Here is a 25843-nt window from a genome sequence, read left to right as displayed (position 1 = left end):
CCCGACGCAGCGGGTGTTTATCGAGCGTAGGGTCGCAGAGCTGGACCTGATGACCAACCCGGGCCCGGCCAAGGAGATCGACGCGACCATCGGCGCGATCATCGTTCGCTATGCGACCGCCCGCCAGGACGACGACATGATGCGGGCCCGCATGGAGGGCTACCGGATCGTGCTGCGCGACTTCCCGGCCTGGGCCGTCCGTGAAGCCTATGCCCGCTGGCTCAAGGGCGAGATCGGCCGCGAGTACGACGCATCCTTCCCGCCTCCGGAGCGCGTTCTCCACGACTGCGCCAAGAGCCTCGTCATGGCTACCATCGGCCAGAAGGTCGGCCTGCAACTGGTTCTGGACGCCGAGGGCTATCAGCCCCTTTCAGAAGCGGAAATGGCCGAACGCCGCCAGCGGCTCGACGCTCTAATGCAGAACATCGCCACCACGGCCAGCCCTGAGGATCGTGGACCCGGCAAGCTGAAGCCGCAGCCCGAGACGCCCGAAGAACAGGCCCGCCGTGAGCGGATCCTGAAGAACCCCGGCAAGGGCATCCTCGCTGAGCTCCGTGAGAAGATGGAGGCAGACCGTGCCGCAGCCGAATGAACCTGAGGCGGCACCTGAGGAGAGGGCCCGCGCCGTTCGGTATTGGGAGGAGGTCGTCCGTCCCCAACTGGCTGGGCGCAGGACCGAAGCCCCGAAGCCTGCCGAGACGCCCGCACAGCACCTTGAACGCCACCTCGCCCGAGCGGACGAGCCGGTGAAAGTCGGCCCGGAACTCGCCAGGAAACTTGCTGAAAAGAGAGGTGGCGCATGAGCACGCCGAACAAGCTCAACAACCTCGATGTGAAGGAGATCCGGCGCCGCCGCCTCCTTGGCGCTCCCGGCCAGAAGCTCGCAGCGGAGTACGGCGTCAGCGCGGCGACGATCTCCTACCACACGAGGGGCATCAATCATCGCCTGATCAAGCTCTTCGGCAACCGGAGCGCAGCATGAGCACCAAGGTCACTATCAAGCTCATCGAGACCATCCGTCAGGACCGCTCCAAGGGCTTCATGCCTGCCGAGATCGCCGCCCGCTATGGCGTTCCAGCTCACACGGTCCGTCACCTCACGAGGGACATCAAGCCGACCAAGCGGGTGTTCCTGGACGACCGCAGCGAGGAGATCCTGCTCCTCGTAGGACAGGGGCTCAGCCAACGTGAGATTGCCCGCAGGCTCGGCGTTACCTCTAGCGCCATCAACAAGGCATTGGCTCGCATGGAATGGAAGGCAGCAGCATGACAAAGCTCTATCCGCTTGCCGCAGACCCCGGCCAGACCCACTATGCCAGGGCAAGGATCATCGACCACACGCCCCCGGAGACATTCGAAGGCTTCACCTGGTTCGTGGTCGTCTGCAATCCCAAGTGCGAGAGGAGGGCGCAGCTCGGCCTCCGCAGGGCAGGGTATCAGACCTATCTCCCCCAGACGAAACGCTGGATCACTCACGCCCGCAAGAAGGCGAAACGGGAGTCCCCGCTTTTCCCCCGCTACCTCTTCCTCGGCATCAAGCCAGATCAGGACTTCTACCGGATGCGTGGCGTGGATGGAGTCGAGGGACTAGTCCGAAATGATGGAGTTCCGGTCCAGATCCCGGCGCCGGACGACCACCCCCATCCACTGGCACGGCTGCTCGATCGGGAGTTGGTCGGAGAGTTCGACTTTACTCGCCTGCCTGAAGTTGGCCCTCAGTTCAGTCCTGGTGAACAGGTGCGTCTTGCATCTGCGTTCCTCTCCGAATTTCAAGGACAGGTCGTGGCCATGCTGTCAAAGGGCAGGGTAGATGTTCTTGTCGAGTTCATGGGCCGCATGACCCGCGTACAGTTGAAAGCGACCGAGTTGCAACGGTTGGAGGCTGTGGAGTGAGAAGCCAAGGCGGCTTGCACAGAAATCCATCCTACTCCTGGATTGTGCTCATCAGGCGAAATCCGGAATTCCAGCTGTGATTTCGCGAAAGGCTGTTTATGGAATGCCTCACCGCGATTGCAAGCCAATGAGCATCATTACCTGCAGGACCGTGGCTGAGGCCCGGAGCCAGTCAAGAACTCCGGGCCCCCACGTCAGAAGGTCAGCCCGCATGCCTTTCGAATTGCTACTTGCACTGGGGATGGTGGCAATGAAGGGTCGAACTCGCCTCTAGGCAGAAGCGGCGGTTGAGCTAAGAAGCGGGGCTGTGTTCCCCGATGCGGTTGCGCCCGATGCACCAGGAACGGGTGGCACAGATAGACAGTGCCAGCCTGACCCGTAGCCAAAGCCTCTTCGCAGCCTTCCGTCGACGCGAAACCGTCGGCTGCAAGTTCCCCCAGCGTCAGGCCGTTCTCTCCATGTGGCAGCAGCTGCCGGGCGATATGGGCATGAGAGCCCTTGCGGATGACTGTCGGTGCGTCTTCCGGGTCCACATCCGAGAACAGGAAGAGCAGCAGCAGCGCGCGGCCTCGGCTTTTCGCGTTAGCGCGCCACTGCATGAAATCGGGGTTCTCAAATCCGAAGCTCACGTCGACGTGCCAGCCGCCATCGCCAGGGTCATCCTTGGAGGGGAAGCGGATCGGAAACGTTCCAAGTCCAGTTGGCTTCAGCCAGCGTCCCTCGCCCGCAAGCGCATCATAAGCGCTGTGCAAGCGCGGGGTATTTGCGGCCGCGACGAAGGTTGACCCTGACATGAAGCCAAGGCGGATGACTGGCTGTGTCCATGTGTGAGGCTCGTTGGGGGAAAGACCCATAGCCGTCCATAGCTCGTCCCGCCCCTGACGCGCGAGTTCGGCATTGAAAGCGTGTTCGAGCTTCAGGTAGCCGTGTTCAATGAAATCATCGATCTGAGCATGGCTCAGACCCGAGGAACCGAAGTTCGGCATATCCATAATTCTCCGTTCGGCCGCCATTTCTGACCGGCCGTGAAACCTGATTGGCGCTTATTGCGCAGCGACGACGTCAATCGTTCAGATCAGGGGGAAGAATGTGGACATGAACATCATGCAGCCGATGGTAGGCTAGCTGTCCTATGAACACAAGCCACCAGCGCGGCAGCCCTCAAGACCCTTTCGAGATCATTAGTGGTGAAGCGTGGTCGCGCAGGTGTGAGAAAAGTGTCCGCGATTTGCGCGTAATGCCCTTTATGGAACCGGATAGTGTGTCGTTTCAGCGTATTCGGAAGATTTTATGATTGTACTCTATCCAAATCCAGTATAGCTCTAGTCTAAGCTGCTCTTTTGAGAGCTCTAGCGAGAGCAGTTATTCTTCCGAAAACTTACGCCAAATATTGGGCAAAAAACGCAACTTTGGAGCTTCGAAGTCTCATGAGCCTGCGCCTCTTTCAGATCCCGTACGACTCCGGGCACCGGGGGCGCCGCATGGGTGCTGGACCTCTCCATCTCGTTGAGAGGGGCATCCTCAACCAGCTTCGAACGCGAGATCCTGATACGCGGCTTATTCCCGTCGAGGCCCAATCTCCATTCCCAACGGAGATTGGAACAGCTTTTGACTTGCACCGCGAGACGGCAGCGGCGGTTTCAAACGCAATCCGAGATGGTGCCCTTCCGCTCGTCCTTTCAGGTAACTGCAACAGCTCGCTCGGCACCGTTTCCGGCATACAACACGCCTATCCCGATGACGCTGTTGGTGTGCTATGGTTCGATGGGCATGGGGATTGCAATACACCTGAGACTTTCACAGGGGACTTCCTCGATGCCATGGGACTAAGCACGCTGACTGGCCGCTGCTGGCAGGCGCTTTGCGCCACTATACCAAGCTATCGAGCACTTCCTGACAAGCACGTCATCCTGGTTGGCGGGCATGGCATGGATGAGGGAGCCCGGACTGTCCTTAACAGCTCCCAGATTACGACGATAGGTCCCCAACAAATCCGAGAATTCGGTGCCAGGGACGCATTGCAAACGGCCCTCGACGCACTTCAGCGACAGGGTGTCTCCCGCATCTATCTTCACCTTGATGTTGACGTCATTGACGCTGCATTTGCGCCTGCCAACGAATTTGCGCCCGAGGGTGGCCTATTGCCAAAGGAGATCATTGATATCGTTGCTGCTGTCACGGAACAATTCACGGTCGCAGCCGCCACTGTCGCATCCTATGATCCTCAATGGGATCGAGAGGATCGCATCCTGCAAGCAGCCACTCAGTTTCTCATGGCTATAGCATCAACTCGCTCGTTAGAGCCGAATTGACGGATTTCGCGGAGCGGGCCTTATGGAACGTACTTGGTCTTCGACTGCCTTTAGGCCAGTCCAACAATGGTTTCTGGGAACAACGATGCGAGACTCTTGCAACGGATTGCCCATGGCGCTAGTTATAGACGCATAGCACTCTCGGTGATTTTCACCCGGAGTGCGTTAGCTTTATGAACGCACGCCGCCCGGTCATTCCGAGGCGGCTTTTTTGCGTCCTCGTCAAAGCCCCGCAAATCCCGCCAGACAAATCGCCGAGACGACGGCTGTTTCATGATAGAGATCAGCCCCAACCTCTACGTAGAAGAGAGCATCGCTGAGAGGCTGGGGCTGCTGAGATAGGCTAGGGCGGGGGCCTACTTGCGGTTTATGGCCGGCACAATGCCAGCAGCAACAGTGAACCGCAGGGCTTCCAATTCGGCTCTTAGCCTCCGCACCTCGTTGACAAGTTCTTCAAGGGCAGTAGGCCCGATGTGTTCGAGAGCCACATTCTGACGACGCTTCTGCCTCGCTGCAATGTCGTCCTCTGCCTTCTTGAGGATCTCATCTACGTTCTTTGCCATTCGGTTCTCCTTTGTTTGGCAAGAACATCCTCTCAGAAGTGAATAAGGCAACAAAGTGATGGTTAACGGCCCGCAAAATCTGCGCCCGAAATCCACAGGTGCCAGCATGGACATCCTCCTCCGCTTCCTCACCCTGACACTCAGGGAAAATCAGACCGAGCTCCAACTGTCTGAGATGCGGAAGAAGCAGGTCTTCATCCTCCACACCGACCGCAGGGTGGTGCTCACGAAGGAGCATCGGCGGTTCCTGCGTCTGGCTTGAGCCTTCCTGAAAGCGGGAGTAAACCTACGGCTCGATGCCTTGGATGCGAGGGCCTGTCGGCCCTGTGGTGACCTCTTCGACGCCCTTCACCCTTTGTGTATGGTGTACTAACAAAAAGGCAAGACTCACACAGGCCTCGTCATAGGCGGCCCTCATTGAGGTGGGTTGCCCGTTCGTGAGCGGGGCCGCCTCATACAGGTTTTCACAGAGATTGCGAAGGGATTGCGTCTCGAAACTGACATCAATCTTGTGAGCGAATGCGTTTCGAATTTTGCGCACGTACTCCAAGGCTTTGAATTCTCGATCTGTAATGAGATCAAGCCCGTAACAAATTTTAACACGCGCAGAGAAACTGCCGAGTGGTCTATCGCTGAGCAAAAGCTCGTCGGCGACTTCCTCTCGAATCCTGGACTCAAGGAGGCGACGGAGCAACTCGTCAAGCATTGATGCTCCCAACAGTACTAGGCCTCGATCGGTCCCGCCGCCAAACTCTTGCGCCATGAGTCGCCTGAAGTCATGCATCTCAGGCCATTCTTCGATCTCAATCTTATTGAAGTCCATCATTAACTCCCAACTGCATAGCCATTATAGCAGAGGGCTGCAGCGCGTGGCTAAACTCACCAACATCCAGCCCCGACTTGCGTCTATGCCTCCAAGGCTCAAGGCTCCACCCAAGTCGGTAGATCCCTTTTACACCTCGCCAGAGTGGAGGGAATTGGTAGCGAGGCTCAAGAGGGAACGAGGAGCCTATTGCCGGAGGTGCGGATCAACTGACCGCATCATCGCAGACCACATCATCGAACGTAAGGATGGTGGTGCCGATCTGGATCCGAACAACATCGAACTCCTCTGCCACGCGCACCATCAGAAGAAAACAGCACAGGCAAGGGCACGAAGGGCAAGAGGGCAGGCATCGTAACTGAAGTGTCTGCTCGGGTTCTATCTAAGGGCGTCCTCCAAGAGCTCACGGTTTCGGATCAACCATCCGACACTTCGCGTCTGCCAAGCGATGCCCCATACTCGTGGCGCGTGCTCCGTTTCAGGGGTAATCTGTTGCTCGATCACCTCGTTGGAGGCGCTCTGCGCAGCAAACTCTATGATTCTATAGGTGAGCCTATGCCGCATATCAGCAGAGAGTTCATATCCTTCGGCAAAAATGCGGACCTGACGCGCGCGCGATGCGGCGCTTGGTAGCCCGTTCATCTCAGCCACATCGTCGTCATAGAGCTGCGCATTATTCCAGGTAGCCATGGCAAGCTCCGTCAGCCGGTCCACTGGGCCCGCGACTTCCCAGTCAATAAGCCCAATAGGTTTGCCATCCAAAGAGACGATGTTCCAAGGGGCTGTGTCGCAATGGCCGATTATATCCGGAATACCGACACTGCGGCCGAACCAAGCTCGCCAGGTAGCATTGTCTGGGACTCTAAATGATGCAGTGGCATCGTGTAGGCGGCGCATCATGGCCCCAAGCTCGAATATGGCGTCGTCTGACCACGGTGCGGGATTTCTCACCTCTCCTTCAATGTATGTGAGGAGCTCTCGACCTTGTTCATCGAAGCCTGAACCCACGACCTGCGGCGCTCCTGCGAACCCTACCTGCTGCAGGTGCCGGAGCAATGCATGAACAGACGAGGCCCACGGCCCGGTCTCCCGGACAATGACATTGCCACGACGAGCAACAGCCGTTCGACCGCCACCCGAGAGCGGTTGCTCTTCAGCGTCATTCCGTTCGTCCATCAACGGACTCCTGCCTGCTCTGAGACTTCAATACTGATCTGACGGGGTGGGGGAGTCAAAAGTCTAGGATTAGGCTCAGCCCCCGCACCCGCGCCCCCTCATGCGCAGATTATTCCCGGCTTGGAGGTTGCAACTGCAAACCAGCTCATGAAGTGCGACAGAAACCGCAACAAGGAATACGAGCAGCGCAGAGGCTCAGCCCGAGAGCGAGGCTACACCACCCGGTGGGACAATGCCCGCAGGGCCTTCCTGATGCAGAACCCGCTCTGCGGCATGTGTCAGAGGGAAGGGCGCATCACCCCGGCTACGGTGGTCGATCACATCCAAGCGCACAAAGGCGACCAAGAGTTATTCTGGAACACCGATAACTGGCAGCCCTTGTGCAAGCCCCATCACGATAGGGACAAGCAGCAAGAGGAGCGAGGAAGGCTTCAGGCAGTTGGTGAAGATGGCTGGCCGCTATGACTGCTTGAAGTAAGGTCGGCCTTTGAGGTGGAGGAGGACGATAGGGTAGGCCATTAGGACTGCACCGATCGCCAAAGACGTCGCCACCATTCCTCCACCGATCAACCCAGCGTCGGCGGCCACAATGTACGCAAGAGCAGCGGCAGGATAGAAGAGGGTAACCGCCGTAATCAAACCTGGCGAGAAGCGTCCCCGAAACACGATGAACGGTAAGACGTGAAAGAAGGTAGCATTGATTAGCATCAGTGCAGCGAAACTTAGTCCGATGACTGGAAGTGTGTTAGCCGTCTGCGCCGCCACAAAGCCGAGCACCACGACTCCCGAGTTCGTCACGTAGAACGTAGGCCAGTCAACGGGCAACTTGAGGACAGACTGCGCCCAGCCTCGCCAATCTAGTGCAAACTCCTCGAGGATATGGATTGCGTATGCGCCTAAGAGGAGCCAGCACACTGCTTCGTACGTCATCGTCCCCCCAGACAAAGGTTACTTAGGCTTCGCCGTTTGACGTTTCCGAAGTCCACAGGGAAATCGTTCAAGTGTCAACGCATAGCGATCTTAACGCTGGGCTAGGGCAGGGAGCGAGGACGATTCCAGGTTGTAGGGTGGACGGGTGGCCCTTATGGTGCTTTCCCGCTGGAGCCACAGAAATAGCCGCCAGCAACTCCAGCCCCGTCAAAAACGCCATCCCCTGAGGCCCTCGCTCTCAATCGTGAAGGCAGTAAGCAACAGTCCAGGTAGAAGCCACCCTAGCTTGTCTCAACGGAAAGCTAACGGGGCTGACGTCGATTAGTGCGGAATTCTTCGATTTCAAGCCCCGGATTAAGACTATCTTCAACGGATTTCTTGATTGATGAATGCGCCTGAGCTTGTCGCGTCGTGGGGGCGCGCGCTTCCTGCGGTGATGCGGGCAGGCCACTAAGAGACAATGCGCTTTATCAATAACCTCAAGTTGCTAACCAAGCTAGCGATCCCTGTCACAATCTTCGTTGCTATCACTGTCGGCCTCGTTGGGCTTGCTACATCAGGCCTCAAAGACATGGCCCATGATACGCAGGAGCTAGTCGACTTCGAAGCTACCCGTCTGGCAATCACTCTTCAGATCAATGCCCACGTGAATGAGGTAACGTCACAGGAGAAGAACCTACTTGCGGTGAGCAAGCCTGAAAGGTTCGAAAAGATCGTGCCGACTTATAACCAGTACAAAGGGCTGGTGATGAAGAGCGTTGATGAGCTGATTGCCCTTGCTGATACGCCTGAGCGGAAATCGGCGTACGGCAAGCTCAAGTCCGATATCGTTGCCTATTTCGAACTCACGGACAAAAGTGTTGCTCTCGGTGTAAAGAATGATGATGACGCTGCCCTTGCTATCTCGGATGGCCCAGGACGAGATGCGCGGATCAAGCTCCGCAACGACCTGAACGAGCGTGTCGAGATGGGCAAGGCGGCTCTCGCGAAGGCCAAGGAGGATGCGAACACTCTTGCCTCGACTACCACGCAGACCCTAGTCGCCGCAGCAGTCGCTGGAATATTGACCGCGCTGGGTGTCATTGGCGCAATTTCCATCTATGGCGTCACACGTCCTCTCGGCTCCATGACCGGAGCCATGTCGCGGTTGGCCCAAGGCGACCTGACGGTCTCCGTCACAGGCATCGAGCGAAAGGATGAGGTTGGGCAGCTTGCGCGTGCCCTCCAGGTGTTCAAGGACAACGCCATCGAAGCACGCCGTCTTGCGGCAGAGCAGGAGGCTGAGAACCAGGCTAAGATGCGTCGGGCCGAGGTGCTGGACCAACTCACGAAGCGCTTTGAGGTCAACGTGTCCGCTCTGACTCAGGGACTGTCCTCTGCCGCAACGGAAATGGAAGCAACGGCGCAATCTATGACGGCGGTTGCCAATCAGACCAACAACCAGTCGGTCACCGTTGCCTCCGCGGCTCAGCAGACCTCCGCAAACGTGCAGACGGTCGCAGCGGCTACCGAAGAGTTGTCAATCTCGATCCGGGAAATTGCCGGCCAGGTAACACAGTCTTCCCGCATTGCGGATCAGGCCGTGGCAGGCGCTCAGCGCACCAACACTACCGTGCAGGAGCTTGCAGGAACGGCCGAGAAGATTGGCAATGTTGTTCAGTTGATCCACAACATCGCCTCCCAGACCAACCTGCTGGCTCTGAATGCGACCATTGAGGCTGCGCGTGCCGGCGAGGCAGGCAAGGGCTTTGCGGTTGTGGCAACAGAAGTCAAAGAGCTGGCTAGTCAGACGGCCAAGGCCACGGAAGAGATCGGAACGCAGATTGCATCCGTGCAGCAGGCGACCCAGCATACGGTGACGGCCATCCAGGAGATTGCTCGGACCATCACCGAGATGTCTCAAATCTCGGTCGGCATCGCCGCTGCCATGGAGGAACAAGGCGCTGCCACCGCTGAGATTGCGCGCAATGTGCAGGAGGCAGCCCGGGGAACCGAGCAGGTGACGGGCAATATCGCGGACGTGAGGCAAGGTGCTGGCGAAACGGGTGCTGCCGCATCGCAGGTTCTCGGAGCGGCCCAGGAACTGGCGCGCCATTCCGAAAGCCTCGGCCGTGAGGTCACGGACTTCCTCTCCGGTGTGAAGGCAGCCTGACGATTAGTCCTGCCGAGCCTCATGGCAACAGTCTATTAACCTTCAGCGGTTAGACAAGGCAATGTCACGCAGCCTCAAAGCTGCGAAACACAGGCCCTGTTCGGTTCCCCCCGGGACTGAGCAGGGCCATTCTTTTTGAACTTCAAGACAGCGAGCCTGATGCCCTTGAGGGCCACTCCGCATCCTATCCACCAAGCAGACTGCGCACTTCCGATCAGGCCGCTTATGGCAATGCTCCAGCCCCTGCAGATGCTCAAGCCGAGGCCCGCATGATCGGGTGGGGCTCACGCCGCCCGTTGCCACCAGATGCCGAACTGATGGTGACGATGAGCGCTCTACTCTGACGGTCGAGACGAGCTTCGTTGGAGTTGATCTTGAGGGGGCGATTGGGGTCGCGGTGCATCTTCGGGCGCATAGTGGCCCTTCTATGCCTCACCCACGTGAACTAATCGTCTGCAAACTTCCGATAAAGCCTCTGTGAACACGTTGGGCTGTTGTTCAGGTTCCCACCGCAACTCTTTCGCAGCCACAACGTTCGCCTATTCAGCGAAAGGAGCTTCCTCATGAGAACCCTTAAACTGGCAGCTGTATTGACCTGTGTCTTGGCCGGATGGGCGGGGAGTGCTTTCGCAGATCCCGACAAGGATGAGAGCGGCAAGGGGCGCTGGCGAGGCGGCTACGACCGCTCCTATGAGGCTGGGCCCTACGACGGCAGTGGCGTTCCCGGTCTTGGCTATGACCGCCGGGAGTACGGGTACAGGGATGAACGACCGCGCCGTAGTCGCAGCGACCGTGTACGGATTCCGCCGGGGCATCTCCCACCGCCAGGGGAGTGCCGCACCTGGTATCCGGATCGACCCGCCGGGCATCAGCCGCCGCCGCATCGGTGCTAACGTTCCCTTGGATCAAACGGGTAGGACATGAATTCGGATGAAACGAAGCTCTAATAAACGCTGGAGCAGAGCGAACGCAGCCTATCTTGGTGCATTTCTGGGCATGGCGCTTGGCGTGATCCACCAGATCCACCACGCGTTTACCAGCGTCGAGCCCGACGAGAATCCTCTTGCTCACATCGTACCCGAGTTCGTCGGGCTCACGGTAGGTGGCGCTCTCCTGCTGGCCGCTATCGCCGAGGTTCGCAACCACCTCGTATCGTAATCTCTATCATGCGCTTGCAGTGTCTACGGGGCGCGCAGCTAAGGGGAACGGGGAGATTTCCTGCCGCCTCCCAGAGAATAGTGGCGCTAGGCCTCAAAGGTGACCGCTGAACCTGAGTAATGGGCCTCGACCTCCATCGATATACTCGACGGTGAGGACGAGGCCGACCAAGGCGCGACTATGGGAGTGTACGTCATCCCGTGCTCGGGATGACCCAGGCTACCCGATCACGCTGTCATTGAAGCTCGATCTGCCCTCGTACAGCCCATACCTGAGATAGGCTGCAGAGGATCGCTACCAGACGCGGCTACATCGCCATAGGCGGCGATATAGCTCGAGGTGTCAAATGCGGCTGAGGGATCCCGACCCTCCAGCCAGCCTGATTGCAGGTAATGCTCTAAAGAATTGATCCTAGCCGCCGCGACATCCCTATAGGTGGCGAGGTAGCCATCCGTATCGAAGTAGGCATTTGGATCACGCCCTTCGCGCCATCCGGTTTGTCGGAAATGTGAGAAAGCGTCGACACCGGCTAAGCCCACATCCGGATTGGAAAGGAGGTAGAACTCTGCATCAATGTCTCTACTGGGCTTACTGAACGCGAGAAGATCGCCTTGTTCAAAAGCCGAGGGCTTGTTGGCAGTCCCTATTGCCGTGAATGCAGCCTTGCGCTAGAAATAAGTTCTCAAGGCACTCTCGGTGATTTTCACCCGGAATGCGTTAGCTTTATGAACGCCCGCCGCCCGGTCATTCCGAGGCGGCTTTTTTGCGTCCTCATGCAATGCCCCGCAAATCCCGCACGACATTTCGCCGAGACGACGGCTGTCTCATGGTCGAAGTCTCTCCTCACCTGTATGTAGAGGAGAGCATCGCGGAGAGACTAGGCCTTATTCGAAGCTAAGACCCCACATTATGAGGAGACCGAGTATACCGATGCCTGTAATGCCTATGGTCGCAAGCCAGGGGTGCTTACTCTTTGATTTTGGGTCTCCAAACATAGCTCTTCTCCCAGAGGTCGCTGACCTTGCCAGCGGGTCACTCGTGGGTGTTGTAGGCCCCCGAGCTACTCGGACTATTCGAGTAGCTTGTCGCCATCACACCATAGTTGAGCGCCCAGAAGCATAAGCCGAGGCCTACGAAAACGGCCATCCAGTTCAAGGCTTTCGGAAGCCATTCAGGCGGTGGTACTGCAACTGATTGGGCGGGCTCACGTCCTGGAGGCATTTCGGTTGGCATGGCGGGTCTCCCAAAGCCAGGTAAGCTTCGAGACACACAATGCGCCCAAAAGGGCAGCAGCCGACTGAGGAACTGCTGATTGAGTCAGTTTACACGATTGCTCGCTCTTTGACAGGTTTATCTTGCCCAATGGTGGGCGCGGTAGCTGAGACAAGTCACCATTTAGTCATTGCCGTCCGGGATGCTCTCCAGATCATCGGCAGAGAATGCCCCTTCCTGAACGGCCGCCTTATCGAACCACCGGCAGATAACCCAGTCCTCCGCAACCTCGACAACTCTCATGCTCTGTGCTGGATGGGCCTTGAGGCGCACAGCATCGCCAATCCCAAATCGCATCGGTTGGTTCCTCCAAGAACAACACTTGGGACGAGTAGCAGGGCATATGCAAGTCCGCGGGACGCCGCATGAACGAACACAGCATGGACATCCTCCTCCGCTTCCTCACCCTGACACTCAGGGAAAACCAAACCGAGTTGCAGAGGTCCGACATGCTGCGGGATCAGATGCTCACCATCGCGGCGGAGAGGCATCTGGCATAAATGCCGAGTGAACGGGCTGACCTGGGAGTTCACCTACGAGCGAAATCACAACAGCGGTCGCGGCAACGGCGCCGATGACAGCGCACACGTCCAGAACCCGTCGCCATGGCTTTGTCTTGTCTTGCCCCATGCCGCCTCCCGAAGTCCCTCGGGTGGGGTCGTTAACATATGTTAGTTCCGATCGCCAAGTGCGAGGTCTCAGGGAAAGCGAATGCCTAAGCACTTAGACCGTTGAGCAAGGTAGCATGGGCAAGCTCGCCAACATCTAGCCTCGGCTTTCGTCTGATTCTTAGAGAGGTGGTAATAAAGATTGGGTTCCGGAGAGCCAACTAGATCCTGTTTGGCGAGGTCAATGTCTGCGATATGTAAGCCTCTGACGCTTTCCGGAGGCGACAGCTACAGGAAAGAGCCTCCAGATAGCGTCAACGACACAGAATATTCTGCATAGGACCTTAGGTTATGCGGCTTCACCGGTCTCTACTTGTTCTCTTGCTATTAATGGGAACCACGAACATTCAGGCTGCGGGTGACGTCGACACAGACCAGCTTACGTCGCATATCGCCTGGTTGGGCAGTGCGACTGACCCAGCTCTCGATTGGGCCGATGAGCCAAGACTGATAGCAATGGAGGCAATCGGAAATCCTGAAGAGTCACAAGAGGATGATGAGGCGCCACTCGACGAAGGATGGTGGGTGATCGTGGCTTCAATCCCGGAGACAGACACGGGCCGAATGGGCGACGACTCTGTTAGATTTACCGCAGCTGGGAAGCGCTGTGGTTACACCGTCTTTAATGATTTCTCATGGAAGTTCAAAGGCTTCGCTCCTGGCTACAATGTCTTCGTAATAGGTGCCTACCAATCCTCGGCGGAAGCAAAGCAAGTTGCGGTCGCCGTGGAGAAATGCCTCCCTGGCGCATACGTGAAGTATGGACGGTATGTAGGAGAGTGACGGATAGTGAAGAAAGGCTCTTCTAATCTACTATCTGATTACCGCTGTATCACGTGGAGTGCTGGAAACGCTCCCGAGCGGCTCTGTCATGAGCACGCTTGATCTCCCTCTCCCGCTTCCAAAGACGGTTTGTTTATGCTCGCTAGGGCCCTAGCCTCCTGCCATGGGGTAGGACCACGCGAGCAGGTGGCAAAGGAGCAAGCTGACGCCAGCTAAGACGGCCATGGCGACACAGAACCAAATTGGGCAGTGGTCAGAGCAGTCCTCAGCATCAAGGGCGTGGTCGAAGGCTTCGTTGTTCCGGGTTTCCATAGCCAGGGGCATTTAAAGCCGCTCTGTCTCAGTTCTGTGACATGCGTGATGGGCCAACATGCCAAAGCCCCTAGAACACGAGGCCGGAAACAGAGACTCTGATCGGCGCAGAGGCTCAGCCCGCGAGCGAGGCTACAACACGAGGTGGGATAAGGCCCGCAAGATCTATCTCCAGCACAATCCCCTTTGCGTCATGTGTCAGAAGGAAGGGCGAGTAACCCCTGCCACAGTCGTAGACCACATCAAGCCCCACAAAGGCGACACTGCACTGTTCTGGGATATCGAGGACAACTGGCAGAGCCTCTGTGCTCCACACCATAATCGTGACAAGCAGCGTGAGGAGCGAGGGCGTATCCAGGCTCTGGGCGAGGATGGATGGCCGATCTATTCTTAAAGGGTAAACGGTTATCGTTCTGGGCCAGTATATCTGACATCATTAAGTGGGCCATTGGCAGCAGGCCAGCTGAGAAAGTCTTGTCAGTACAAGCGGATAAGAACGTTCCCATCGTGGTAGCCCCCAAGCCACCTAACAACAGTACGGCTCCACCTGAAGAAGAATAGCTTCCATAGTGGGTAGAGGTGGTAACCGAGGGGGGTAGGTCCAAGGTCTGGCGCTTCAGAGAGCCGGACCGGCGCCCCAAGTCGAACGCGAAATCCCGCAGGTTTTAGTATAGGGGGTTCATATGGGTAAGCGTGGCCCGAAGCCGACGCACCCGGATCTCGTCAAATTGGCAGGCAATCCGGGTCATAGGCCCGAAAAGCCAGTAGTTCGCACGGTCGGCGAAGCAGAGAAGCCGGATCATCTCGATCATGTCGCCTCGGCCGCTTGGGATACCATCGTCGGATCGATGCCCTCCGGTTTCTACTCGCAGGCTGATGCTCCGATCCTCTCGGCATTCTGCCAGGCATACGCGCTGCACAAGCTGGCAGTCGAGGCGCTGGAGAAGGAAGGCCATATCAGCGTCGGGCAGTCCGGCGCGGCGTATCAAAATCCATGGGTGTCCATCCTGAACAAGCAGGCTATGACGATGGCTTCGCTCGGCGACCGGCTCGGTCTAAGTCCGGCAGCTCGCGTCGGCCTCAAGGTCGAGCACGAAAAGCCAAAGTCCAAGTTCGAGGGCCTTATCGCGATCCAGGGCGGGCGCAAAAAGTAATCGACTTCATCGAATGCCTGACGGTGCCTTCTGGTGAAGGGCAGGGCGGGTCGTTCAAGCTCCGCGAATGGCAGAAGCAGTTCATTCGCGACATTTACGAGCCGCATGATCGGTCGTCTGGCCGTAGGATCGTCCGCAGAGCCATTCTGTCGATCGCGCGCAAGAACGGCAAGACGGCGTTGATCGCGGCCTTGGTGCTCGCCCATCTGGTTGGTCCCGAGGCCATCCCGAACGGAGAAATCTACTCGGCGGCCAATGACAGGGAGCAGGCAGCGCAGGTGTTCAAGGTCGCTGCCCAGATAGTGCGGGCGGATCCGGAACTACAGGCGCTTCTGAAGGTGGTCGACTCCACTAAGCACATTGCCTGCTTCAGCAACGGCTCGTTCTACAAGGCCATTTCGGCAGAGGCAGGGACGAAGCACGGTTTGAACCCGAGCTTCGTGATCTTCGATGAGTTGGCTCAAGCGAAAGACCGCGAACTTTATGACGTTCTTGATACATCGATGGGTGCTCGCGCGGAGCCGCTCTTCGTAACAATCTCGACGCAGAGCAACGACCCGGAGCACATCCTGTCGAAGCTCATTGACGACGGACTGGGTGCCAAAGACCAGACTATCGTCTGCCACCTCTACGCTGTTCCCGAGGAGCAGGAGGACATCTTCGATCCGAAGTGCTGGGAAAAGGCTAACCCGGCGCTCTACGACTTCCGGTCCTTCGAGGACTTGGCGGCTATCGCGGCGAAGGCAAAGCGCATGCCGGCCGAGGAGCCGAAGTTCCGTAACCTCTATCTGAACCAGCGCGTGGCGCCGGTGGCCTCGCTGATCTCCCGGGCCGAATGGATGGCCTGCAAGGGGGATGCCGAGATTGAGGAGGGCGAGGCGGTCTATCTCGGCCTGGACCTGTCCTCGATCAACGACCTAACCGCTCTCGTGATGGTCAGTGCCGACGATCCGAGCCGCATCAAGCCGTTCCTCTGGAAGCCCGAGGCCTTTCTGAAGGAGCACTCGAACCGGGATTTCGGGTCGGGGAACTATCGTTACGTCGAGTGGCACAAGCAGGGGCACCTTCTGGCGACCCCGGGCCGCTCGATCGACAAGGAGGTCATCGCCCGACACATCGCAGACCTCTACGGGCGCTATCGCGTCCTTGGCATGGCATACGACCGCTGGCGGATAGACGACCTCATCAAGGAGTTCGATCGCATCGACTTCGCCTCGCAAAAGGACGGAGAGAAGGGCGACGGGCTGCGGATCATCCCTTGGGGGCAGGGTTTCAGGGACATGACGCCGGCCATCGACGCAATGGAACTCGCCGTCATCGACCGAAAGCTGATCCACGGCAACAACCCGGTACTGAACTGGAATATGGCAAACGCAGTCGCGGTCACTGACCCGGCCGGTGGGCGCAAGACCGACAAGACCAAAGCCCGGTTCCGCATTGACGGCGCCGTGGCGCTGACGATGGCGCTGGGCCTCAAGTCCCGTGACCGCAAGGACGAGCGCAAGCCCGAATACCAGATGCTCATACTGGGCTGAGAAGGAACCCAAGAATGAACCGCATGTATTCAATCCTGACTGTCAAAGCGGTCGAGGAGGAGCAGCGTATTATCCGCGGTGTGGCGACGACACCCAACCCTGACCGGGTAGGGGACATCGTTGAGCCTCTTGGCGTCCAGTTCAGGAACCCGATGCCACTGCTGCATCAGCACGACCACGACAAGCCTGTTGGCACCGTCACCTTCGACAGACCCACCAAGGACGGGATCACTTTTGAGGCTCGCCTACCGAAGATCGGGGAACCGGGTCCGCTGCGCGACCGCGTAGAAACCGCCTGGGGTGAGGTGAAGGCTGGGCTCGTCCGTGCCGTCTCCATTGGCTTCCGTGCCCTGGAATACTCGTTCCTCAATGAAGGCGGCATCCGCTTCAACAAAAGCGAGGTTCTTGAGCTGTCCCTCGTCTCCGTGCCGGCCAATGCCGACGCGGTGATCTCCACCATCAAGTCGATTGACCGCCCTCTGCTCGCCGCGACGGGCAAGGAGCCGAAGGCAGATGATCGGCCTGTCCCTCCGGGCGCCTCCGGAAAATCCGTCAAAACCGTCAAATTGCGCCCGAAGGAGGGCACGGGAATGAAAACTATCGCAGAACAGATCGCGACTCTGGAGGCCTCTCGGCAGGCCAAGTCCGCGCGCATGGCTGAAGTCATGCAGAAGTCCATTGACGAGGGCCGTTCGACAGATCAGGCCGAGCAGGAGGAGTTCGACACGCTCGAGGGCGAGGTCGCTGCGATCGACGGCGATCTGAAGCGCCTCCGCGCTTTGGAGAAGGCCCAGGCTGCCTCCGCCAAGCCGGTGGCCGGCCAGAAGTCCGAAGAGGGCACGGCCGCCCGCTCCCGCATTCAGGTCCAGCCCGTCGAGAAGCTCGAAAAGGGTATCGGTTTCGCGCGTCTGGCGAAGGTAAAAGCTATCGCGAAACTGGACGGCGAGAGCGTCCGCACCGTAGCGAAGGAGCTGTATGGCGAAAACTCGTCCATCTACGGTCTCGTCTTCAAGGCAGCGGTTCCTGCCGGCACCACTCAGGACGGCAACTGGGCGGCTCCGCTCGTCGGCGAAGGCACTGACGTTATCGCTGACTTCGTTGAGTTCCTGCGTCCGCGCACCATCCTCGGTCGGTTCGGTCAGAACGGCGTCCCGGGTCTCCGGAACGTGCCCTTCAATGTGCCGCTCGTCGGTCAGACTGAAGGTGGCGAGGGCTACTGGGTGGGCGAAGGCAAGGCGAAGCCTCTGACTCGGTTCGGCTATGAGCGCAACATCCTTGAGATCTTCAAGGTTGCGAACATCGCCGTTGTCACGGAAGAGCTTCTGCGCCGGTCGAACCCGGCCGCCGAAGCCCTGCTTCGCGACAACCTGGCCACGGCTATCGCTGCTCGCCTGGACATCGACTTCATCAACCCAGCCAAGGCCGCCGTCGCTGGCGTCTCGCCCCCCTCGATCACCAACGGGCTGACCCCGGTCACCTCGTCTGGTGGTGATGCCGATGCGATCCGCGCCGACGTCCGCGCCCTGATGGCAACCTTTATCGCGGCGAATAACGCCCCGACGACAGGCGTCTGGATCATGGGCTCCACGACCGCCCTTGCGCTTTCGATGATGGTCAACCCGCTTGGGCAGCCGGAATTCCCGGGCATCTCCATGATGGGCGGCACCTTCAACCAGATGCCGGTGATCGTCTCGGACTACATCCCCGCAGGCACCGTCGTCCTGGCCAATGCCGGCGATATCTACCTGGCTGACGAAGGCGGCGTTCAGGTGGATATGTCCCGCGAGGCCTCGCTCGAGATGGCCGACAACCCGGCGCATGACTCGAGCGCGCCGACTGGCGCCACGTCGCTCGTGTCGATGTTCCAGACTAACTCAGTGGCGTTCCGCGTCGAGCGGTTCATCAACTGGGCTCGTCGTCGTCCCTCTGCGGTCGCGATCCTGACCGGCGCAACTTGGGGCGCTCCGGCCCCCGAGGCTCCTGCCACGCCCTAGCCAATAGCCTGAACCTCATGGCCGGCCGCGACCACTTGCGGCCGGTCTTCTCATAGGAGCCCTTAATGAAATCCCAGAGCTATATGGACCGCGCTCTTCGCGCTCAGGATCCTCGTTATGCCCGCATTCTTGGGAAACTAGGGTATAGGCGTCGCGACATGCAGGCTCGCCGGCCCATTGACCCGGAAGAAGAACTGAAGGTTCTGCGCGAGCAGTATCAGGATGTCGTCGGCAAGCGGCCCTACCACGGCTGGGATACCGAGACACTAAAAGCCAAAATCGCTGAAGCGAAGGGCTGATCCATGCGCCTTTTTGGGCTGAACATCTCCCGCGCCAAGGGTACGGACGAAAAAGCATTTTCGCCTGTGGGCCAAGGTCGCGGCGGGTGGTATCGCATTTTCGAGCCCTTCGCCGGTGCCTGGCAGCAGAACGTCGAAGTCCGCTACGACTCCGTTCTTTCGAACCACGCCGATTTTGCCTGTCGGACGCTAATCGCGTCGGACATCTCCAAGCTGCGCATCAAGCTCGTCCAGAAGGACGAGAACGGGATCTGGTCGGAGGTAACGAACCCCGCATATTCGCCGGTTCTGCGCAAGCCGAACCACTTCCAGAACCGCATCCAGTTCATGGAAGGCTGGATCCTGTCGAAGCTGCAGCGGGGCAATGCCCTGATCCTCAAGCAGCGAGACGGGCGCGGCGTGGTCAAGGCGCTCTATGTGCTGGACTGGACTCTCGTCACGCCGTTGGTGTCTGACGACGGCAGCGTCTTCTATGAACTCAAGACGGATAACCTTGCGGGGCTGCCCGCCAGCGTCACTGTGCCGGCCCGCGAGGTCATCCATGATCGTTTCAACTGCTTTTTTCACCCGCTCGTTGGCCTCTCACCCATCTTCGCGAGTGGGCTGGCCGCTACGCACGGCCTCGCCATTCAGAGCGACAGCACGCTCTTCTTTCAGAATGGAGCGCAGCCGAGCGGTATCTTGACCGCTCCTGGCGCGATCAGCGACGAGACGGCCAAGCGGCTTAAAGAGCACTGGGAAAGCAACTACTCCGGCAAGAACTCGGGCAAGGTGGCGGTCCTGGGCGATGGTCTGAAGTACGAGGCCCTGAAAGCCAAGGCCGTCGATTCGCAGCTCATCGAGCAGCTGAAATGGTCGGCTGAAGTGGTCTGCTCGACCTACCATGTCCCGCCGTACAAGATCGGTGTTGGCCAAATGCCGACGTACAACAACGTTCAGGCCCTCAACATCGAGTATTACTCGCAGTGCCTGCAAGTCCTGATCGAGGCCGCTGAGCTCTGCCTCGATGAAGGCCTTGGCATGGGAGAGAACATCGGCACGGAGTTCGACGTCGACAACCTGCTCCGAATGGACACGACGGCCCTAATCAATGCCGAGAAGGAGGCCGTGGGTGCCGGCATCAAGGCCCCGAACGAGGCCCGCAGGCGGCTTGATCTGAAGCCCGTTCCTGGGGGCAATAGCCCGTATTTGCAAGAGCAAAATTTTAGCCTGGAAGCTCTCGCGAAGCGCGATGCTCTTGATGATCCTTGGGCGAGCCGCTCGGGCGGTCCACCGGAGAAAGATGTGAGTGAAGAGCTTGATTCTGTTGATGAAAAGCACATTCCGAACTACGCTTTTGCATCGTTAACAAAGATGCTCACTATCGATGCTGAAACGGTGCACTGATTGCGGGCTCGAGAAGCCAACCTCAGACTTTCACAAGGCGAGAAAGCCACGTGGTGGACGCACTCCTCGGGGAGGGCAGGGGGTAGTGGCTCAGTGTATGGACTGTAGGGCGGAAGCCAGGAAGCCTGGAATTCTTGCCTCTCGCCGGGAAGCTGAAGAGCTTCGGAGCCATGGCCTGAAAAAGTGTAGTGCCTGTAGCCAGATCAAGGCGACATCCGCGTTCCACGTACGTCGCGCCTCTCCAGATGGGCTCGCGTATAAGTGCATCGAATGTGTTAACGAACACACCGGGGCTTGGCGCCGCAAAAACCCGGGCGCCTTCAAGCAATGGTACTCTGAAAACCGAGAAGAGCGAGCTGAGTATTGGCAGGAGTGGTATGAGCAAAATCGTGAGCACCGTGCAGCAAGTTATGCCGAGTGGGCGCGAGCGAATAAGCACGTTGTGAATGCATTAATTGCAAAGCGGAATGCCGCGAAGTTGCAAGCGACTCCTCCATGGGCAAACCAGCAGGCTATTCGGGCGATTTATGCTGAGGCAGCACGCCTCACGGCAGAAACAGGAATTCCGCATGAGGTAGATCATATCTATCCTCTGCAAGGCGCGACGGTTTGTGGCCTCCACTGTGAGGCTAACCTCCAGATACTGACCAAGACAGAGAACATTCGGAAAAAGAACCGGATGCCCGAGGATCTCGGGTACGTCTAGACCCGCAACCCCTCTTCTAGAGATTAACGAATGAAGCACGCCGACATCGACGCGCTGATGGAAGGCATCGCGCCCGCTATTCGCGCATATATGGAGAAGGCGATGGCTTCGATCACCGTCCGCATGGACGTGCTGGAAAAGCGCTTCAACGCGCTGCCTGCACCGCGGGACGGGAAGGATGCCGACTTGGGCGAAGTTCGTAAGATCATCTGCGAGGAGATTTCCGAGCTGAAGCTGGCAATTGAGGCCATTGAGCCGACGTCGCTGCCTGACATCCCGGCTATCGTGACGGAAGAGGTTCAGAAGGCAGTTGCCGCCATCTCGGCGCCGAAGGATGGCAAGAGCGTCACCATCGAGGACGTGGCCCCCCTAATCACATCGGAGGTTGAAAAGCGCGTCAGTGAGCTTCCCAGACCGAAGGACGGCGAGCCCGGGAAAGATGGCGAGAGCGTCGATCCTGCAGAAGTGCAACGGATGGTGTCCGAGGCAGTCGAAAGAGTCGTGTCCACCATCCCCGTGCCTAAGGACGGCGTTGACGGCAAGGACGGTCGCGATGGCAAGGATGGCGTCGGACTGGCTGGTACGATTATCGACCGCTCCGGCGAACTCGTCGTGACCCTGACCACTGGGGAGACGAAGAACCTCGGGCCCGTGGTCGGCAGGGATGGGGCTCCAGGCGAGAAGGGCGCAGACGGAAAGGACGGGCGCGACGGGTTCGGTTTTGAGGATCTTGATCTAGTCGAGACTGACGGGGGTTTGGTGCTGCGCTTCATGCGCGATGGCCGGGTTAAGGATTTCCGTCTCCCGGTCGTGATTGACCGCGGGGTCTACAAGGAAGGCCAGACCTATCGCCCGGGCGATGGCGTGACCTGGGGCGGCTCCTTCTGGATCTGCCAGCAGGAAACCAGCGAGAGACCCGCCGCCGGCAAGGGTTTCCGGCTTGCCGTGAAGAAGGGCAGGGACGGTCGCGACGGAGTCGTGAAGGAAGCCAAGCCTGTCGAGCCAGTGCGCGTCGGCATCCCAGTAAAGGCGGTCTGACATGGCTCTCATCACCATCGAACAGGCCAAGCAGCAGCTTCGCATCGACTATGACGATCAGGACGTCGACCTGCGGATGAAAATGGAGCAGGCCAGCGAGATCGTGGTCAATTATCTGAAGAAGCCTCAGCACGGGTGGACTGAGACGACGGTTCCGAAGCCTGTCCAAGCCGCGATCCTGTTGGTGCTGACGGCACTTTGGGACGACCGCACCGGTGCTGGGGGTGGCGACTATCTCGCGTCTAACGGACCGGTCGCACGGCTTCTTGCTCGGTTCCGAGATCCAGCCATTGCCTGACGCAAGTTCGTTGAAACGATAACGCCCCAGCTGATCAGCCGTGCAGGACATCTCAGCCGGGGCGTGTGCGATGCCGGTTGCAACACCGCACACGCTCACTAGCAAGTGAGAGCCAACTGTCAACCCACACGGGTGAGATCCAGAGCAGCCGGACCATCAGTCCATCCGGCTCCTGTCGATGCCGATATCTCGCAGCACATGTGCATTGAACTGCCGCCGCATCGACTCGATGAACTCGAATGTTAGTACGGGTGGCTTTTGATCGTTCGCCGGTTTCCGCGGTATGCGGACGAACTCAAAGCGAAATGCGAACCCTACAAAGGGCAGGGGGAACACAGTCGGTTTCATAGCAGCCTACAGCAGCAAGAGTTTCAATGAGGATTGAGCGCGATCGCATGCAAAGTCGTTCGGACATGAAGCGCCTCCTCTGGCTGTGGCTGTGAAGTCGCGGAATTTTCCGCGGGGCAGTGTTAATACATGATTCTCCGCCGGCAGGCTAGACAGTTACTTGTAAGTAAATTCGGAGCCTGCCGACTTAAAGCATATCCGCGTCGTATGCCGATTTAGCGGAAGTTAGCTGGCTGTACGCTTCAGCGTCCAGCATGCCGCCACACGACTGGTGGGGAAGCTGTGCTGATAGCAGACATCAATCGTGTTCGCATCGCGGATTGAGAGAGTGTACTGTCCATCGTCGTCTGACATGACGCCGCTGCGGTTGTCAGGACTGATCGCTCCGATGAGCGTCTCTGAGAATTTCCCAGCAGATAATGTCCCGGCGAACAGATTCGCCTTCTGCTCCGTGATCGAATACGTGAACTCGATCTGGTTGGTCGAGAAATTGGGGCCGGTCTTCTCAGCTACTCGGTACGGATTTGAGCCAACATAGACAGCCTGGGTCGATCCCTTCCAGGTGCCGACTAAGTTCGGGGGATCCTCCGCCCGTGCGCCAGTACCAACTACTGTGGCAAGACCACAAATGCCTACGGCAAGTACGAAACGTGAGATTTCAATCATTAGGAGCCCCTTCAGTGTCGTGAGAAGGCATTGTGGGCTGTAATTCGGTAAATTTTCCGTTCTGCTTTGCTCCAGCCCCGTTTGCTTTCGGATAACACATGCCTCGATCCGGTGAACTTCGCGACCGTGTGACCTTCCAAGCCCGTTCCGTTGTGGACGATGGGTATGGCAACGAGGTTTCCGGCCCCTGGACGGATCAGTTCACCGTCGCCGCGAACATCGCCCCGGCTCGTGGTCGCGAGGAGGTGCTGGCCCAGCGGCTTCAGGGCGTGCGTCCGGTCGAGATCACTGTCCGGTGGTCGTCTCAGACCGTGCAGATTGCCCCGGATTGGCGGGCCGTGAACGCCCGAAAGCCCTCCGAGATCTACAACATCCACGACATCCGCGACCCTGACGGAAAGCGGGCGTGGAACGTCCTCACCTGCACCTTGGGAGCCCCGACATGAAGCGCGTTCGTTTCACTCGCGATTTCGACCACTGGCCGACCGCCAGCATTCTGACCGTCTTCAAGAAGGGCGAAGAGCGCAAGATCACCGAAGCACAGTATGAGGCGGCCAACGCCGCGGGAGCCGTGGAGTTGATCGATGGCGAGGGTGAGGAACAGGGACAAGCTGCTTCGGAAGTTGGCGGCTCTGCCTCAGAAAGCACGTCAGACAATCGGACCGGCAATCGATCAAGGCGCCGCTGAGATCGTCGGCATGCAGAAGCGGCTCGTGCCAAAGGAAAGCGGGGCGCTTGAACGGTCGATCCGGGCTGTGAAGGGGAACTACAAGGCAGAGAACGCCAACGTGCGCGGCGTCTCAGCCGGGGGCGTCCAGGGAGATCCTGACCTGTCCGTGACCATCGTCGCAGGAGATGCCGCGGCCTGGTACGCGCGCCTGGTAGAGTTCGGCACAGCCCCGCACGAGAACAAGGGTCTGTTCGCCGGGACACAGCATCCGGGCACTCGTCCACAACCATATTTCTATCCCCCGGTCCGGGCGCTCCGTAAGCGCGTCAAGTCCCGCATCACCCGAGCCACTAAGAAAGCCGCCCGCGAGGTCGCCAGTTCATGAGCGTCGAAGCCGCACTGCAAAAGGCCATCGTCGGCAAGCTGAAGGCGGATGCGGCCCTCTCTGCGATCATCGCAGGGCGCATCTATGATCGGGTGCCTGCCGGCGCTGCCCTGCCTTACGTCGCCATTCGCAACATTCAGGCAGTGGAGGATGGGGCTGACTGCATCGACGGACTAGAGGTCTTCATTGATCTGGACGTGTGGTCGAATGCGGTCGGCAAGGTGGAGGCGTCAAGGGCGGCAAGCGCTGTTCGGGCTGCTCTCAGCCTTATGCCCTTGGTCCTCGATGAGCCCTATGCCCTGACCGAGATAGGACACCGCGACACCAATATCGGCGATGGCGGGGAGGAGATCCTCACCCGCGCCCGAATGACCTTCCGCGCTCTGGTGGAGAGCGCCTAACCCTGCCAATCGGAGGACTACCATGGCGCAGGCTACCACTGTCCCGTTTTCGGGCGTCAAAGTCATGCTTGAGAGCACCATGACCCCCGGGACGTTTGTCGCTCCCTGCGGTCTGACCGAGCGTTCGTTCACCCTGTCGAAAGAGACGAACGACACGACCTCGATCGACTGCGAGGACGAGGATAAAGCCGCCTACGTTGATAGGGATGTTGTTTCAAAATCGGCCACGATCAGCGGCGAGGGCGTTCTGGCCCGCGAGTCTATTTCGCGCTGGCGTGCAGCTTTCGAGAGCGATGAGCCGGTCCTCGCCCGCGTCGTGCTTGCTGGCGCTGCGGCCGAGGGCGGCGGTTCATGGGAAGGCCTCTTCCACCTGACCTCGTTTGAGATCGGCGCCACCCGCGGCGAGCGGGCCACGGTCTCGGTCGAAATGCAGAGCTCCGGTGCCGTGACCTTCACAGCGGCAGCGGCATAATCCATGAGCCGGACCGGATCCGTTGAACTCGATTTCGCGGACGGAACCTACACGTTCCGTCTCGGCATCGGCCAGCTGCGCGAGCTGCAGGAGACCGTGAACAAGCCGCGGGTGAGGCTCGGCGCCCCTCTCATCGGCCCGATGTCGCTCCTCCAGTTGCTGCAGAACTACGACGCCTGGCCGCATGAGGTCCGCGAGGTCATCCGCCTCGGCCTCATCGGCGGTGGCACCAAGCCCGAGGACGCCCTCGATCTGGTGCGGCGCTACGTGGAGATCCGTCCCCTGATGGAGACGGCCATCCACGCCCAGGCCATCCTCTCGGCGGCCCTGGCCGGCACCCCGGAGGAACCCATCGAGGGAAAGCCGGAAGCCGCGAGTCAGGAAGTGATCTCCTGAAGTTCGCGGCTTTCTATGGCTGGGGCGCGGTTCTCGGCTGGACGCCCCGGCAGG

34 protein-coding genes are annotated in these 25843 nt (G+C 58.9%); 26 read left to right on the top strand and 8 right to left on the bottom strand.

Going from position 1 to position 25843, the window contains the following annotated elements; all coding sequences use genetic code 11:
- Positions 1-49 precede the first annotated feature (49 nt).
- The 4 genes from LGR44_RS00640 (at position 50) to nusG (ending at position 1892) form a co-directional block, all read left to right on the top strand.
- A complete protein-coding gene (locus LGR44_RS00640) occupies positions 50-592 on the top strand; it encodes a hypothetical protein (protein ID WP_226736136.1) in 543 nt (180 codons plus the stop codon).
- Positions 593-799: 207 nt separating this feature from the next.
- Positions 800-982: a helix-turn-helix domain-containing protein gene (locus tag LGR44_RS00635; protein WP_226736134.1), complete on the top strand. Its 183-nt coding sequence runs from the start codon at positions 800-802 to the stop codon at positions 980-982.
- Positions 979-1269 (top strand): sigma factor-like helix-turn-helix DNA-binding protein, encoded by a 291-nt coding sequence (locus LGR44_RS00630; RefSeq protein ID WP_226736132.1) that lies wholly within the window; start codon positions 979-981, stop codon positions 1267-1269. The genes LGR44_RS00635 and LGR44_RS00630 overlap by 4 nt, the downstream gene beginning before the upstream one ends.
- Positions 1266-1892 carry a transcription termination/antitermination protein NusG gene (nusG, locus tag LGR44_RS00625; RefSeq protein WP_226736129.1) on the top strand — a complete coding sequence of 209 codons (627 nt, stop codon included), beginning with the start codon at positions 1266-1268 and terminating at the stop codon, positions 1890-1892. The genes LGR44_RS00630 and nusG overlap by 4 nt, the downstream gene beginning before the upstream one ends.
- 194 nt (positions 1893-2086) lie before the next feature.
- Here the strand turns inward: nusG and LGR44_RS00620 are convergent, their stop codons facing one another.
- Positions 2087-2878, bottom strand: a complete 792-nt coding sequence (locus LGR44_RS00620; protein ID WP_226736127.1) for a phytanoyl-CoA dioxygenase family protein — start codon at positions 2876-2878, stop codon at positions 2087-2089.
- 441 nt (positions 2879-3319) lie between these two features.
- On the opposite strand from LGR44_RS00620, the gene LGR44_RS00615 reads away from it, so the two are divergent.
- Positions 3320-4204, top strand: coding sequence for an arginase family protein (locus tag LGR44_RS00615; protein WP_226736125.1), 885 nt, complete (start codon positions 3320-3322; stop codon positions 4202-4204).
- A gap of 356 nt (positions 4205-4560) precedes the next feature.
- Here the strand turns inward: LGR44_RS00615 and LGR44_RS00610 are convergent, their stop codons facing one another.
- On the bottom strand, positions 4561-4767 hold the full coding sequence (locus tag LGR44_RS00610; RefSeq protein ID WP_226736123.1) for a hypothetical protein: 207 nt from the start codon (positions 4765-4767) through the stop codon (positions 4561-4563).
- A gap of 106 nt (positions 4768-4873) precedes the next feature.
- Between LGR44_RS00610 and LGR44_RS00605 the strand changes: the two genes are divergently transcribed.
- Positions 4874-5029 carry a hypothetical protein gene (locus tag LGR44_RS00605; RefSeq protein ID WP_226736121.1) on the top strand — a complete coding sequence of 52 codons (156 nt, stop codon included), beginning with the start codon at positions 4874-4876 and terminating at the stop codon, positions 5027-5029.
- Positions 5030-5053: 24 nt separating this feature from the next.
- On the opposite strand, the gene LGR44_RS00600 is transcribed toward LGR44_RS00605, so the two are convergent.
- Positions 5054-5590 carry a hypothetical protein gene (locus LGR44_RS00600; RefSeq protein ID WP_226736119.1) on the bottom strand — a complete coding sequence of 179 codons (537 nt, stop codon included), beginning with the start codon at positions 5588-5590 and terminating at the stop codon, positions 5054-5056.
- Between LGR44_RS00600 and LGR44_RS00595 the strand changes: the two genes are divergently transcribed.
- Complete coding sequence (locus tag LGR44_RS00595) at positions 5529-5948, top strand: HNH endonuclease (RefSeq protein WP_319004791.1); 420 nt, start codon at positions 5529-5531, stop codon at positions 5946-5948. The two genes, LGR44_RS00600 and LGR44_RS00595, sit on opposite strands and share 62 nt — an antisense overlap.
- 20 nt (positions 5949-5968) lie before the next feature.
- On the opposite strand, the gene LGR44_RS00590 is transcribed toward LGR44_RS00595, so the two are convergent.
- Positions 5969-6766 carry a phosphotransferase gene (locus tag LGR44_RS00590; protein WP_226736117.1) on the bottom strand — a complete coding sequence of 266 codons (798 nt, stop codon included), beginning with the start codon at positions 6764-6766 and terminating at the stop codon, positions 5969-5971.
- A 147-nt stretch (positions 6767-6913) separates the two neighbouring features.
- Here LGR44_RS00590 and LGR44_RS21885 point away from each other — a divergent pair, with 147 nt between their 5' ends.
- A complete protein-coding gene (locus tag LGR44_RS21885) occupies positions 6914-7231 on the top strand; it encodes an HNH endonuclease signature motif containing protein (RefSeq protein ID WP_319004790.1) in 318 nt (105 codons plus the stop codon).
- Here LGR44_RS21885 and LGR44_RS00580 read toward each other — a convergent pair.
- Complete coding sequence (locus tag LGR44_RS00580; protein ID WP_226736113.1) at positions 7226-7696, bottom strand: HXXEE domain-containing protein; 471 nt, start codon at positions 7694-7696, stop codon at positions 7226-7228. The two genes, LGR44_RS21885 and LGR44_RS00580, sit on opposite strands and share 6 nt — an antisense overlap.
- Before the next feature lie 460 nt (positions 7697-8156).
- On the opposite strand from LGR44_RS00580, the gene LGR44_RS00575 reads away from it, so the two are divergent.
- On the top strand, positions 8157-9848 hold the full coding sequence (locus LGR44_RS00575; protein WP_226736111.1) for a methyl-accepting chemotaxis protein: 1692 nt from the start codon (positions 8157-8159) through the stop codon (positions 9846-9848).
- Between the two features lie 253 nt (positions 9849-10101).
- Here the strand turns inward: LGR44_RS00575 and LGR44_RS00570 are convergent, their stop codons facing one another.
- Positions 10102-10263, bottom strand: a complete 162-nt coding sequence (locus LGR44_RS00570; protein ID WP_226736109.1) for a hypothetical protein — start codon at positions 10261-10263, stop codon at positions 10102-10104.
- A gap of 515 nt (positions 10264-10778) precedes the next feature.
- Between LGR44_RS00570 and LGR44_RS00565 the strand changes: the two genes are divergently transcribed.
- The gene (locus tag LGR44_RS00565) at positions 10779-11006 is read left to right on the top strand and encodes a hypothetical protein (RefSeq protein WP_226736107.1); all 228 of its coding nucleotides are present in this window, start codon (positions 10779-10781) and stop codon (positions 11004-11006) included.
- Positions 11007-12401: 1395 nt separating this feature from the next.
- Here the strand turns inward: LGR44_RS00565 and LGR44_RS00560 are convergent.
- Entirely contained in the window at positions 12402-12575 is a 174-nt protein-coding gene (locus LGR44_RS00560; RefSeq protein ID WP_226736105.1) for a hypothetical protein, read from the bottom strand.
- Between the two features lie 68 nt (positions 12576-12643).
- On the opposite strand from LGR44_RS00560, the gene LGR44_RS21690 reads away from it, so the two are divergent.
- From LGR44_RS21690 to LGR44_RS00515, 10 genes are all read left to right on the top strand, one after another.
- Positions 12644-12778 carry a hypothetical protein gene (locus tag LGR44_RS21690; RefSeq protein ID WP_264196256.1) on the top strand — a complete coding sequence of 45 codons (135 nt, stop codon included), beginning with the start codon at positions 12644-12646 and terminating at the stop codon, positions 12776-12778.
- Positions 12779-13402: 624 nt separating this feature from the next.
- Positions 13403-13729: an SPOR domain-containing protein gene (locus LGR44_RS00555; RefSeq protein WP_226736103.1), complete on the top strand. Its 327-nt coding sequence runs from the start codon at positions 13403-13405 to the stop codon at positions 13727-13729.
- 370 nt (positions 13730-14099) lie between these two features.
- Positions 14100-14435 carry an HNH endonuclease gene (locus tag LGR44_RS21880; protein WP_226736101.1) on the top strand — a complete coding sequence of 112 codons (336 nt, stop codon included), beginning with the start codon at positions 14100-14102 and terminating at the stop codon, positions 14433-14435.
- Positions 14436-14724: 289 nt separating this feature from the next.
- A complete protein-coding gene (locus LGR44_RS00545) occupies positions 14725-15195 on the top strand; it encodes a phage terminase small subunit P27 family (RefSeq protein ID WP_226736099.1) in 471 nt (156 codons plus the stop codon).
- 23 nt (positions 15196-15218) lie between these two features.
- Positions 15219-16730, top strand: coding sequence for a terminase large subunit (locus LGR44_RS00540; protein ID WP_226736097.1), 1512 nt, complete (start codon positions 15219-15221; stop codon positions 16728-16730).
- Positions 16731-16744: 14 nt separating this feature from the next.
- Positions 16745-18724, top strand: a complete 1980-nt coding sequence (locus tag LGR44_RS00535) for a phage major capsid protein (RefSeq protein ID WP_226736095.1) — start codon at positions 16745-16747, stop codon at positions 18722-18724.
- Positions 18725-18789: 65 nt separating this feature from the next.
- Entirely contained in the window at positions 18790-19023 is a 234-nt protein-coding gene (locus tag LGR44_RS00530; protein WP_226736093.1) for an IS110 family transposase, read from the top strand.
- Positions 19024-19026: 3 nt separating this feature from the next.
- Positions 19027-20409, top strand: a complete 1383-nt coding sequence (locus LGR44_RS00525; RefSeq protein WP_226736091.1) for a phage portal protein — start codon at positions 19027-19029, stop codon at positions 20407-20409.
- A 736-nt stretch (positions 20410-21145) separates the two neighbouring features.
- Positions 21146-22153 (top strand): hypothetical protein, encoded by a 1008-nt coding sequence (locus tag LGR44_RS00520; protein WP_226736089.1) that lies wholly within the window; start codon positions 21146-21148, stop codon positions 22151-22153.
- 1 nt (position 22154) lies between these two features.
- Positions 22155-22451: a head-tail connector protein gene (locus LGR44_RS00515; RefSeq protein ID WP_226736087.1), complete on the top strand. Its 297-nt coding sequence runs from the start codon at positions 22155-22157 to the stop codon at positions 22449-22451.
- Between the two features lie 573 nt (positions 22452-23024).
- Here the strand turns inward: LGR44_RS00515 and LGR44_RS00510 are convergent.
- On the bottom strand, positions 23025-23465 hold the full coding sequence (locus LGR44_RS00510; protein WP_226736084.1) for a hypothetical protein: 441 nt from the start codon (positions 23463-23465) through the stop codon (positions 23025-23027).
- Between the two features lie 98 nt (positions 23466-23563).
- Here LGR44_RS00510 and LGR44_RS00505 point away from each other — a divergent pair, with 98 nt between their 5' ends.
- Genes LGR44_RS00505 through LGR44_RS00480 form a run of 6 tightly spaced genes read left to right on the top strand, consistent with a single transcriptional unit; the run spans position 23564 to position 25789 of the window.
- Complete coding sequence (locus LGR44_RS00505) at positions 23564-23911, top strand: phage head closure protein (RefSeq protein ID WP_226736082.1); 348 nt, start codon at positions 23564-23566, stop codon at positions 23909-23911.
- Complete coding sequence (locus LGR44_RS00500; RefSeq protein WP_226736080.1) at positions 23908-24153, top strand: hypothetical protein; 246 nt, start codon at positions 23908-23910, stop codon at positions 24151-24153. Before LGR44_RS00505 ends, LGR44_RS00500 begins: the two co-directional genes overlap by 4 nt.
- Positions 24050-24520, top strand: coding sequence for an HK97-gp10 family putative phage morphogenesis protein (locus tag LGR44_RS00495; protein ID WP_226736078.1), 471 nt, complete (start codon positions 24050-24052; stop codon positions 24518-24520). The genes LGR44_RS00500 and LGR44_RS00495 overlap by 104 nt, the downstream gene beginning before the upstream one ends.
- On the top strand, positions 24517-24921 hold the full coding sequence (locus LGR44_RS00490) for a DUF3168 domain-containing protein (protein ID WP_226736076.1): 405 nt from the start codon (positions 24517-24519) through the stop codon (positions 24919-24921). Before LGR44_RS00495 ends, LGR44_RS00490 begins: the two co-directional genes overlap by 4 nt.
- Positions 24922-24943: 22 nt before the next feature.
- On the top strand, positions 24944-25393 hold the full coding sequence (locus LGR44_RS00485; RefSeq protein ID WP_226736074.1) for a phage major tail protein, TP901-1 family: 450 nt from the start codon (positions 24944-24946) through the stop codon (positions 25391-25393).
- Between the two features lie 3 nt (positions 25394-25396).
- Positions 25397-25789 carry a gene transfer agent family protein gene (locus tag LGR44_RS00480; RefSeq protein WP_226736072.1) on the top strand — a complete coding sequence of 131 codons (393 nt, stop codon included), beginning with the start codon at positions 25397-25399 and terminating at the stop codon, positions 25787-25789.
- Positions 25790-25843 lie beyond the last annotated feature (54 nt).

The organism is Microvirga lenta, assembly GCF_020532555.1.
GTDB classification, from domain to species: Bacteria; Pseudomonadota; Alphaproteobacteria; order Rhizobiales; family Beijerinckiaceae; genus Microvirga; species Microvirga lenta.
The sequence above is the reverse complement of the archived record's forward strand: the minus strand, read 5'-3'. Positions and strand labels throughout refer to the sequence as shown.

Excerpts from the sequence above, each read along its gene's own strand:
- LGR44_RS00605 (WP_226736121.1), top strand. The coding sequence starts at position 4,874 with ATGGACATCCTCCTCCGCTTCCTCACCCTGACACTCAGGGAAAATCAG.
- LGR44_RS00570 (WP_226736109.1), bottom strand. The coding sequence starts at position 10,263 with ATGCGCCCGAAGATGCACCGCGACCCCAATCGCCCCCTCAAGATCAAC.
- LGR44_RS00480 (WP_226736072.1), top strand. The coding sequence starts at position 25,397 with ATGAGCCGGACCGGATCCGTTGAACTCGATTTCGCGGACGGAACCTAC.
- LGR44_RS00575 (WP_226736111.1), top strand. The coding sequence starts at position 8,157 with ATGCGCTTTATCAATAACCTCAAGTTGCTAACCAAGCTAGCGATCCCT.
- LGR44_RS00525 (WP_226736091.1), top strand. The coding sequence starts at position 19,027 with ATGCGCCTTTTTGGGCTGAACATCTCCCGCGCCAAGGGTACGGACGAA.
- LGR44_RS00485 (WP_226736074.1), top strand. The coding sequence starts at position 24,944 with ATGGCGCAGGCTACCACTGTCCCGTTTTCGGGCGTCAAAGTCATGCTT.
- LGR44_RS00520 (WP_226736089.1), top strand. The coding sequence starts at position 21,146 with ATGAAGCACGCCGACATCGACGCGCTGATGGAAGGCATCGCGCCCGCT.
- LGR44_RS00630 (WP_226736132.1), top strand. The coding sequence starts at position 979 with ATGAGCACCAAGGTCACTATCAAGCTCATCGAGACCATCCGTCAGGAC.
- LGR44_RS21885 (WP_319004790.1), top strand. The coding sequence starts at position 6,914 with ATGAAGTGCGACAGAAACCGCAACAAGGAATACGAGCAGCGCAGAGGC.
- LGR44_RS00495 (WP_226736078.1), top strand. The coding sequence starts at position 24,050 with ATGGCGAGGGTGAGGAACAGGGACAAGCTGCTTCGGAAGTTGGCGGCT.
- LGR44_RS00545 (WP_226736099.1), top strand. The coding sequence starts at position 14,725 with ATGGGTAAGCGTGGCCCGAAGCCGACGCACCCGGATCTCGTCAAATTG.
- LGR44_RS00620 (WP_226736127.1), bottom strand. The coding sequence starts at position 2,878 with ATGCCGAACTTCGGTTCCTCGGGTCTGAGCCATGCTCAGATCGATGAT.
- LGR44_RS00500 (WP_226736080.1), top strand. The coding sequence starts at position 23,908 with ATGAAGCGCGTTCGTTTCACTCGCGATTTCGACCACTGGCCGACCGCC.
- LGR44_RS00590 (WP_226736117.1), bottom strand. The coding sequence starts at position 6,766 with ATGGACGAACGGAATGACGCTGAAGAGCAACCGCTCTCGGGTGGCGGT.
- LGR44_RS00555 (WP_226736103.1), top strand. The coding sequence starts at position 13,403 with ATGGAGGCAATCGGAAATCCTGAAGAGTCACAAGAGGATGATGAGGCG.
- LGR44_RS21690 (WP_264196256.1), top strand. The coding sequence starts at position 12,644 with ATGAACGAACACAGCATGGACATCCTCCTCCGCTTCCTCACCCTGACA.
- LGR44_RS00505 (WP_226736082.1), top strand. The coding sequence starts at position 23,564 with ATGCCTCGATCCGGTGAACTTCGCGACCGTGTGACCTTCCAAGCCCGT.
- LGR44_RS00635 (WP_226736134.1), top strand. The coding sequence starts at position 800 with ATGAGCACGCCGAACAAGCTCAACAACCTCGATGTGAAGGAGATCCGG.
- LGR44_RS00600 (WP_226736119.1), bottom strand. The coding sequence starts at position 5,590 with ATGGACTTCAATAAGATTGAGATCGAAGAATGGCCTGAGATGCATGAC.
- LGR44_RS00615 (WP_226736125.1), top strand. The coding sequence starts at position 3,320 with ATGAGCCTGCGCCTCTTTCAGATCCCGTACGACTCCGGGCACCGGGGG.
- LGR44_RS00595 (WP_319004791.1), top strand. The coding sequence starts at position 5,529 with ATGAGTCGCCTGAAGTCATGCATCTCAGGCCATTCTTCGATCTCAATC.
- LGR44_RS00560 (WP_226736105.1), bottom strand. The coding sequence starts at position 12,575 with ATGCGATTTGGGATTGGCGATGCTGTGCGCCTCAAGGCCCATCCAGCA.
- LGR44_RS00530 (WP_226736093.1), top strand. The coding sequence starts at position 18,790 with ATGAAATCCCAGAGCTATATGGACCGCGCTCTTCGCGCTCAGGATCCT.
- LGR44_RS00565 (WP_226736107.1), top strand. The coding sequence starts at position 10,779 with ATGAAACGAAGCTCTAATAAACGCTGGAGCAGAGCGAACGCAGCCTAT.
- LGR44_RS00515 (WP_226736087.1), top strand. The coding sequence starts at position 22,155 with ATGGCTCTCATCACCATCGAACAGGCCAAGCAGCAGCTTCGCATCGAC.
- LGR44_RS00510 (WP_226736084.1), bottom strand. The coding sequence starts at position 23,465 with ATGATTGAAATCTCACGTTTCGTACTTGCCGTAGGCATTTGTGGTCTT.
- LGR44_RS00580 (WP_226736113.1), bottom strand. The coding sequence starts at position 7,696 with ATGACGTACGAAGCAGTGTGCTGGCTCCTCTTAGGCGCATACGCAATC.
- LGR44_RS00535 (WP_226736095.1), top strand. The coding sequence starts at position 16,745 with ATGAACCGCATGTATTCAATCCTGACTGTCAAAGCGGTCGAGGAGGAG.
- nusG (WP_226736129.1), top strand. The coding sequence starts at position 1,266 with ATGACAAAGCTCTATCCGCTTGCCGCAGACCCCGGCCAGACCCACTAT.
- LGR44_RS00490 (WP_226736076.1), top strand. The coding sequence starts at position 24,517 with ATGAGCGTCGAAGCCGCACTGCAAAAGGCCATCGTCGGCAAGCTGAAG.
- LGR44_RS00640 (WP_226736136.1), top strand. The coding sequence starts at position 50 with ATGACCAACCCGGGCCCGGCCAAGGAGATCGACGCGACCATCGGCGCG.
- LGR44_RS21880 (WP_226736101.1), top strand. The coding sequence starts at position 14,100 with ATGCCAAAGCCCCTAGAACACGAGGCCGGAAACAGAGACTCTGATCGG.
- LGR44_RS00610 (WP_226736123.1), bottom strand. The coding sequence starts at position 4,767 with ATGGCAAAGAACGTAGATGAGATCCTCAAGAAGGCAGAGGACGACATT.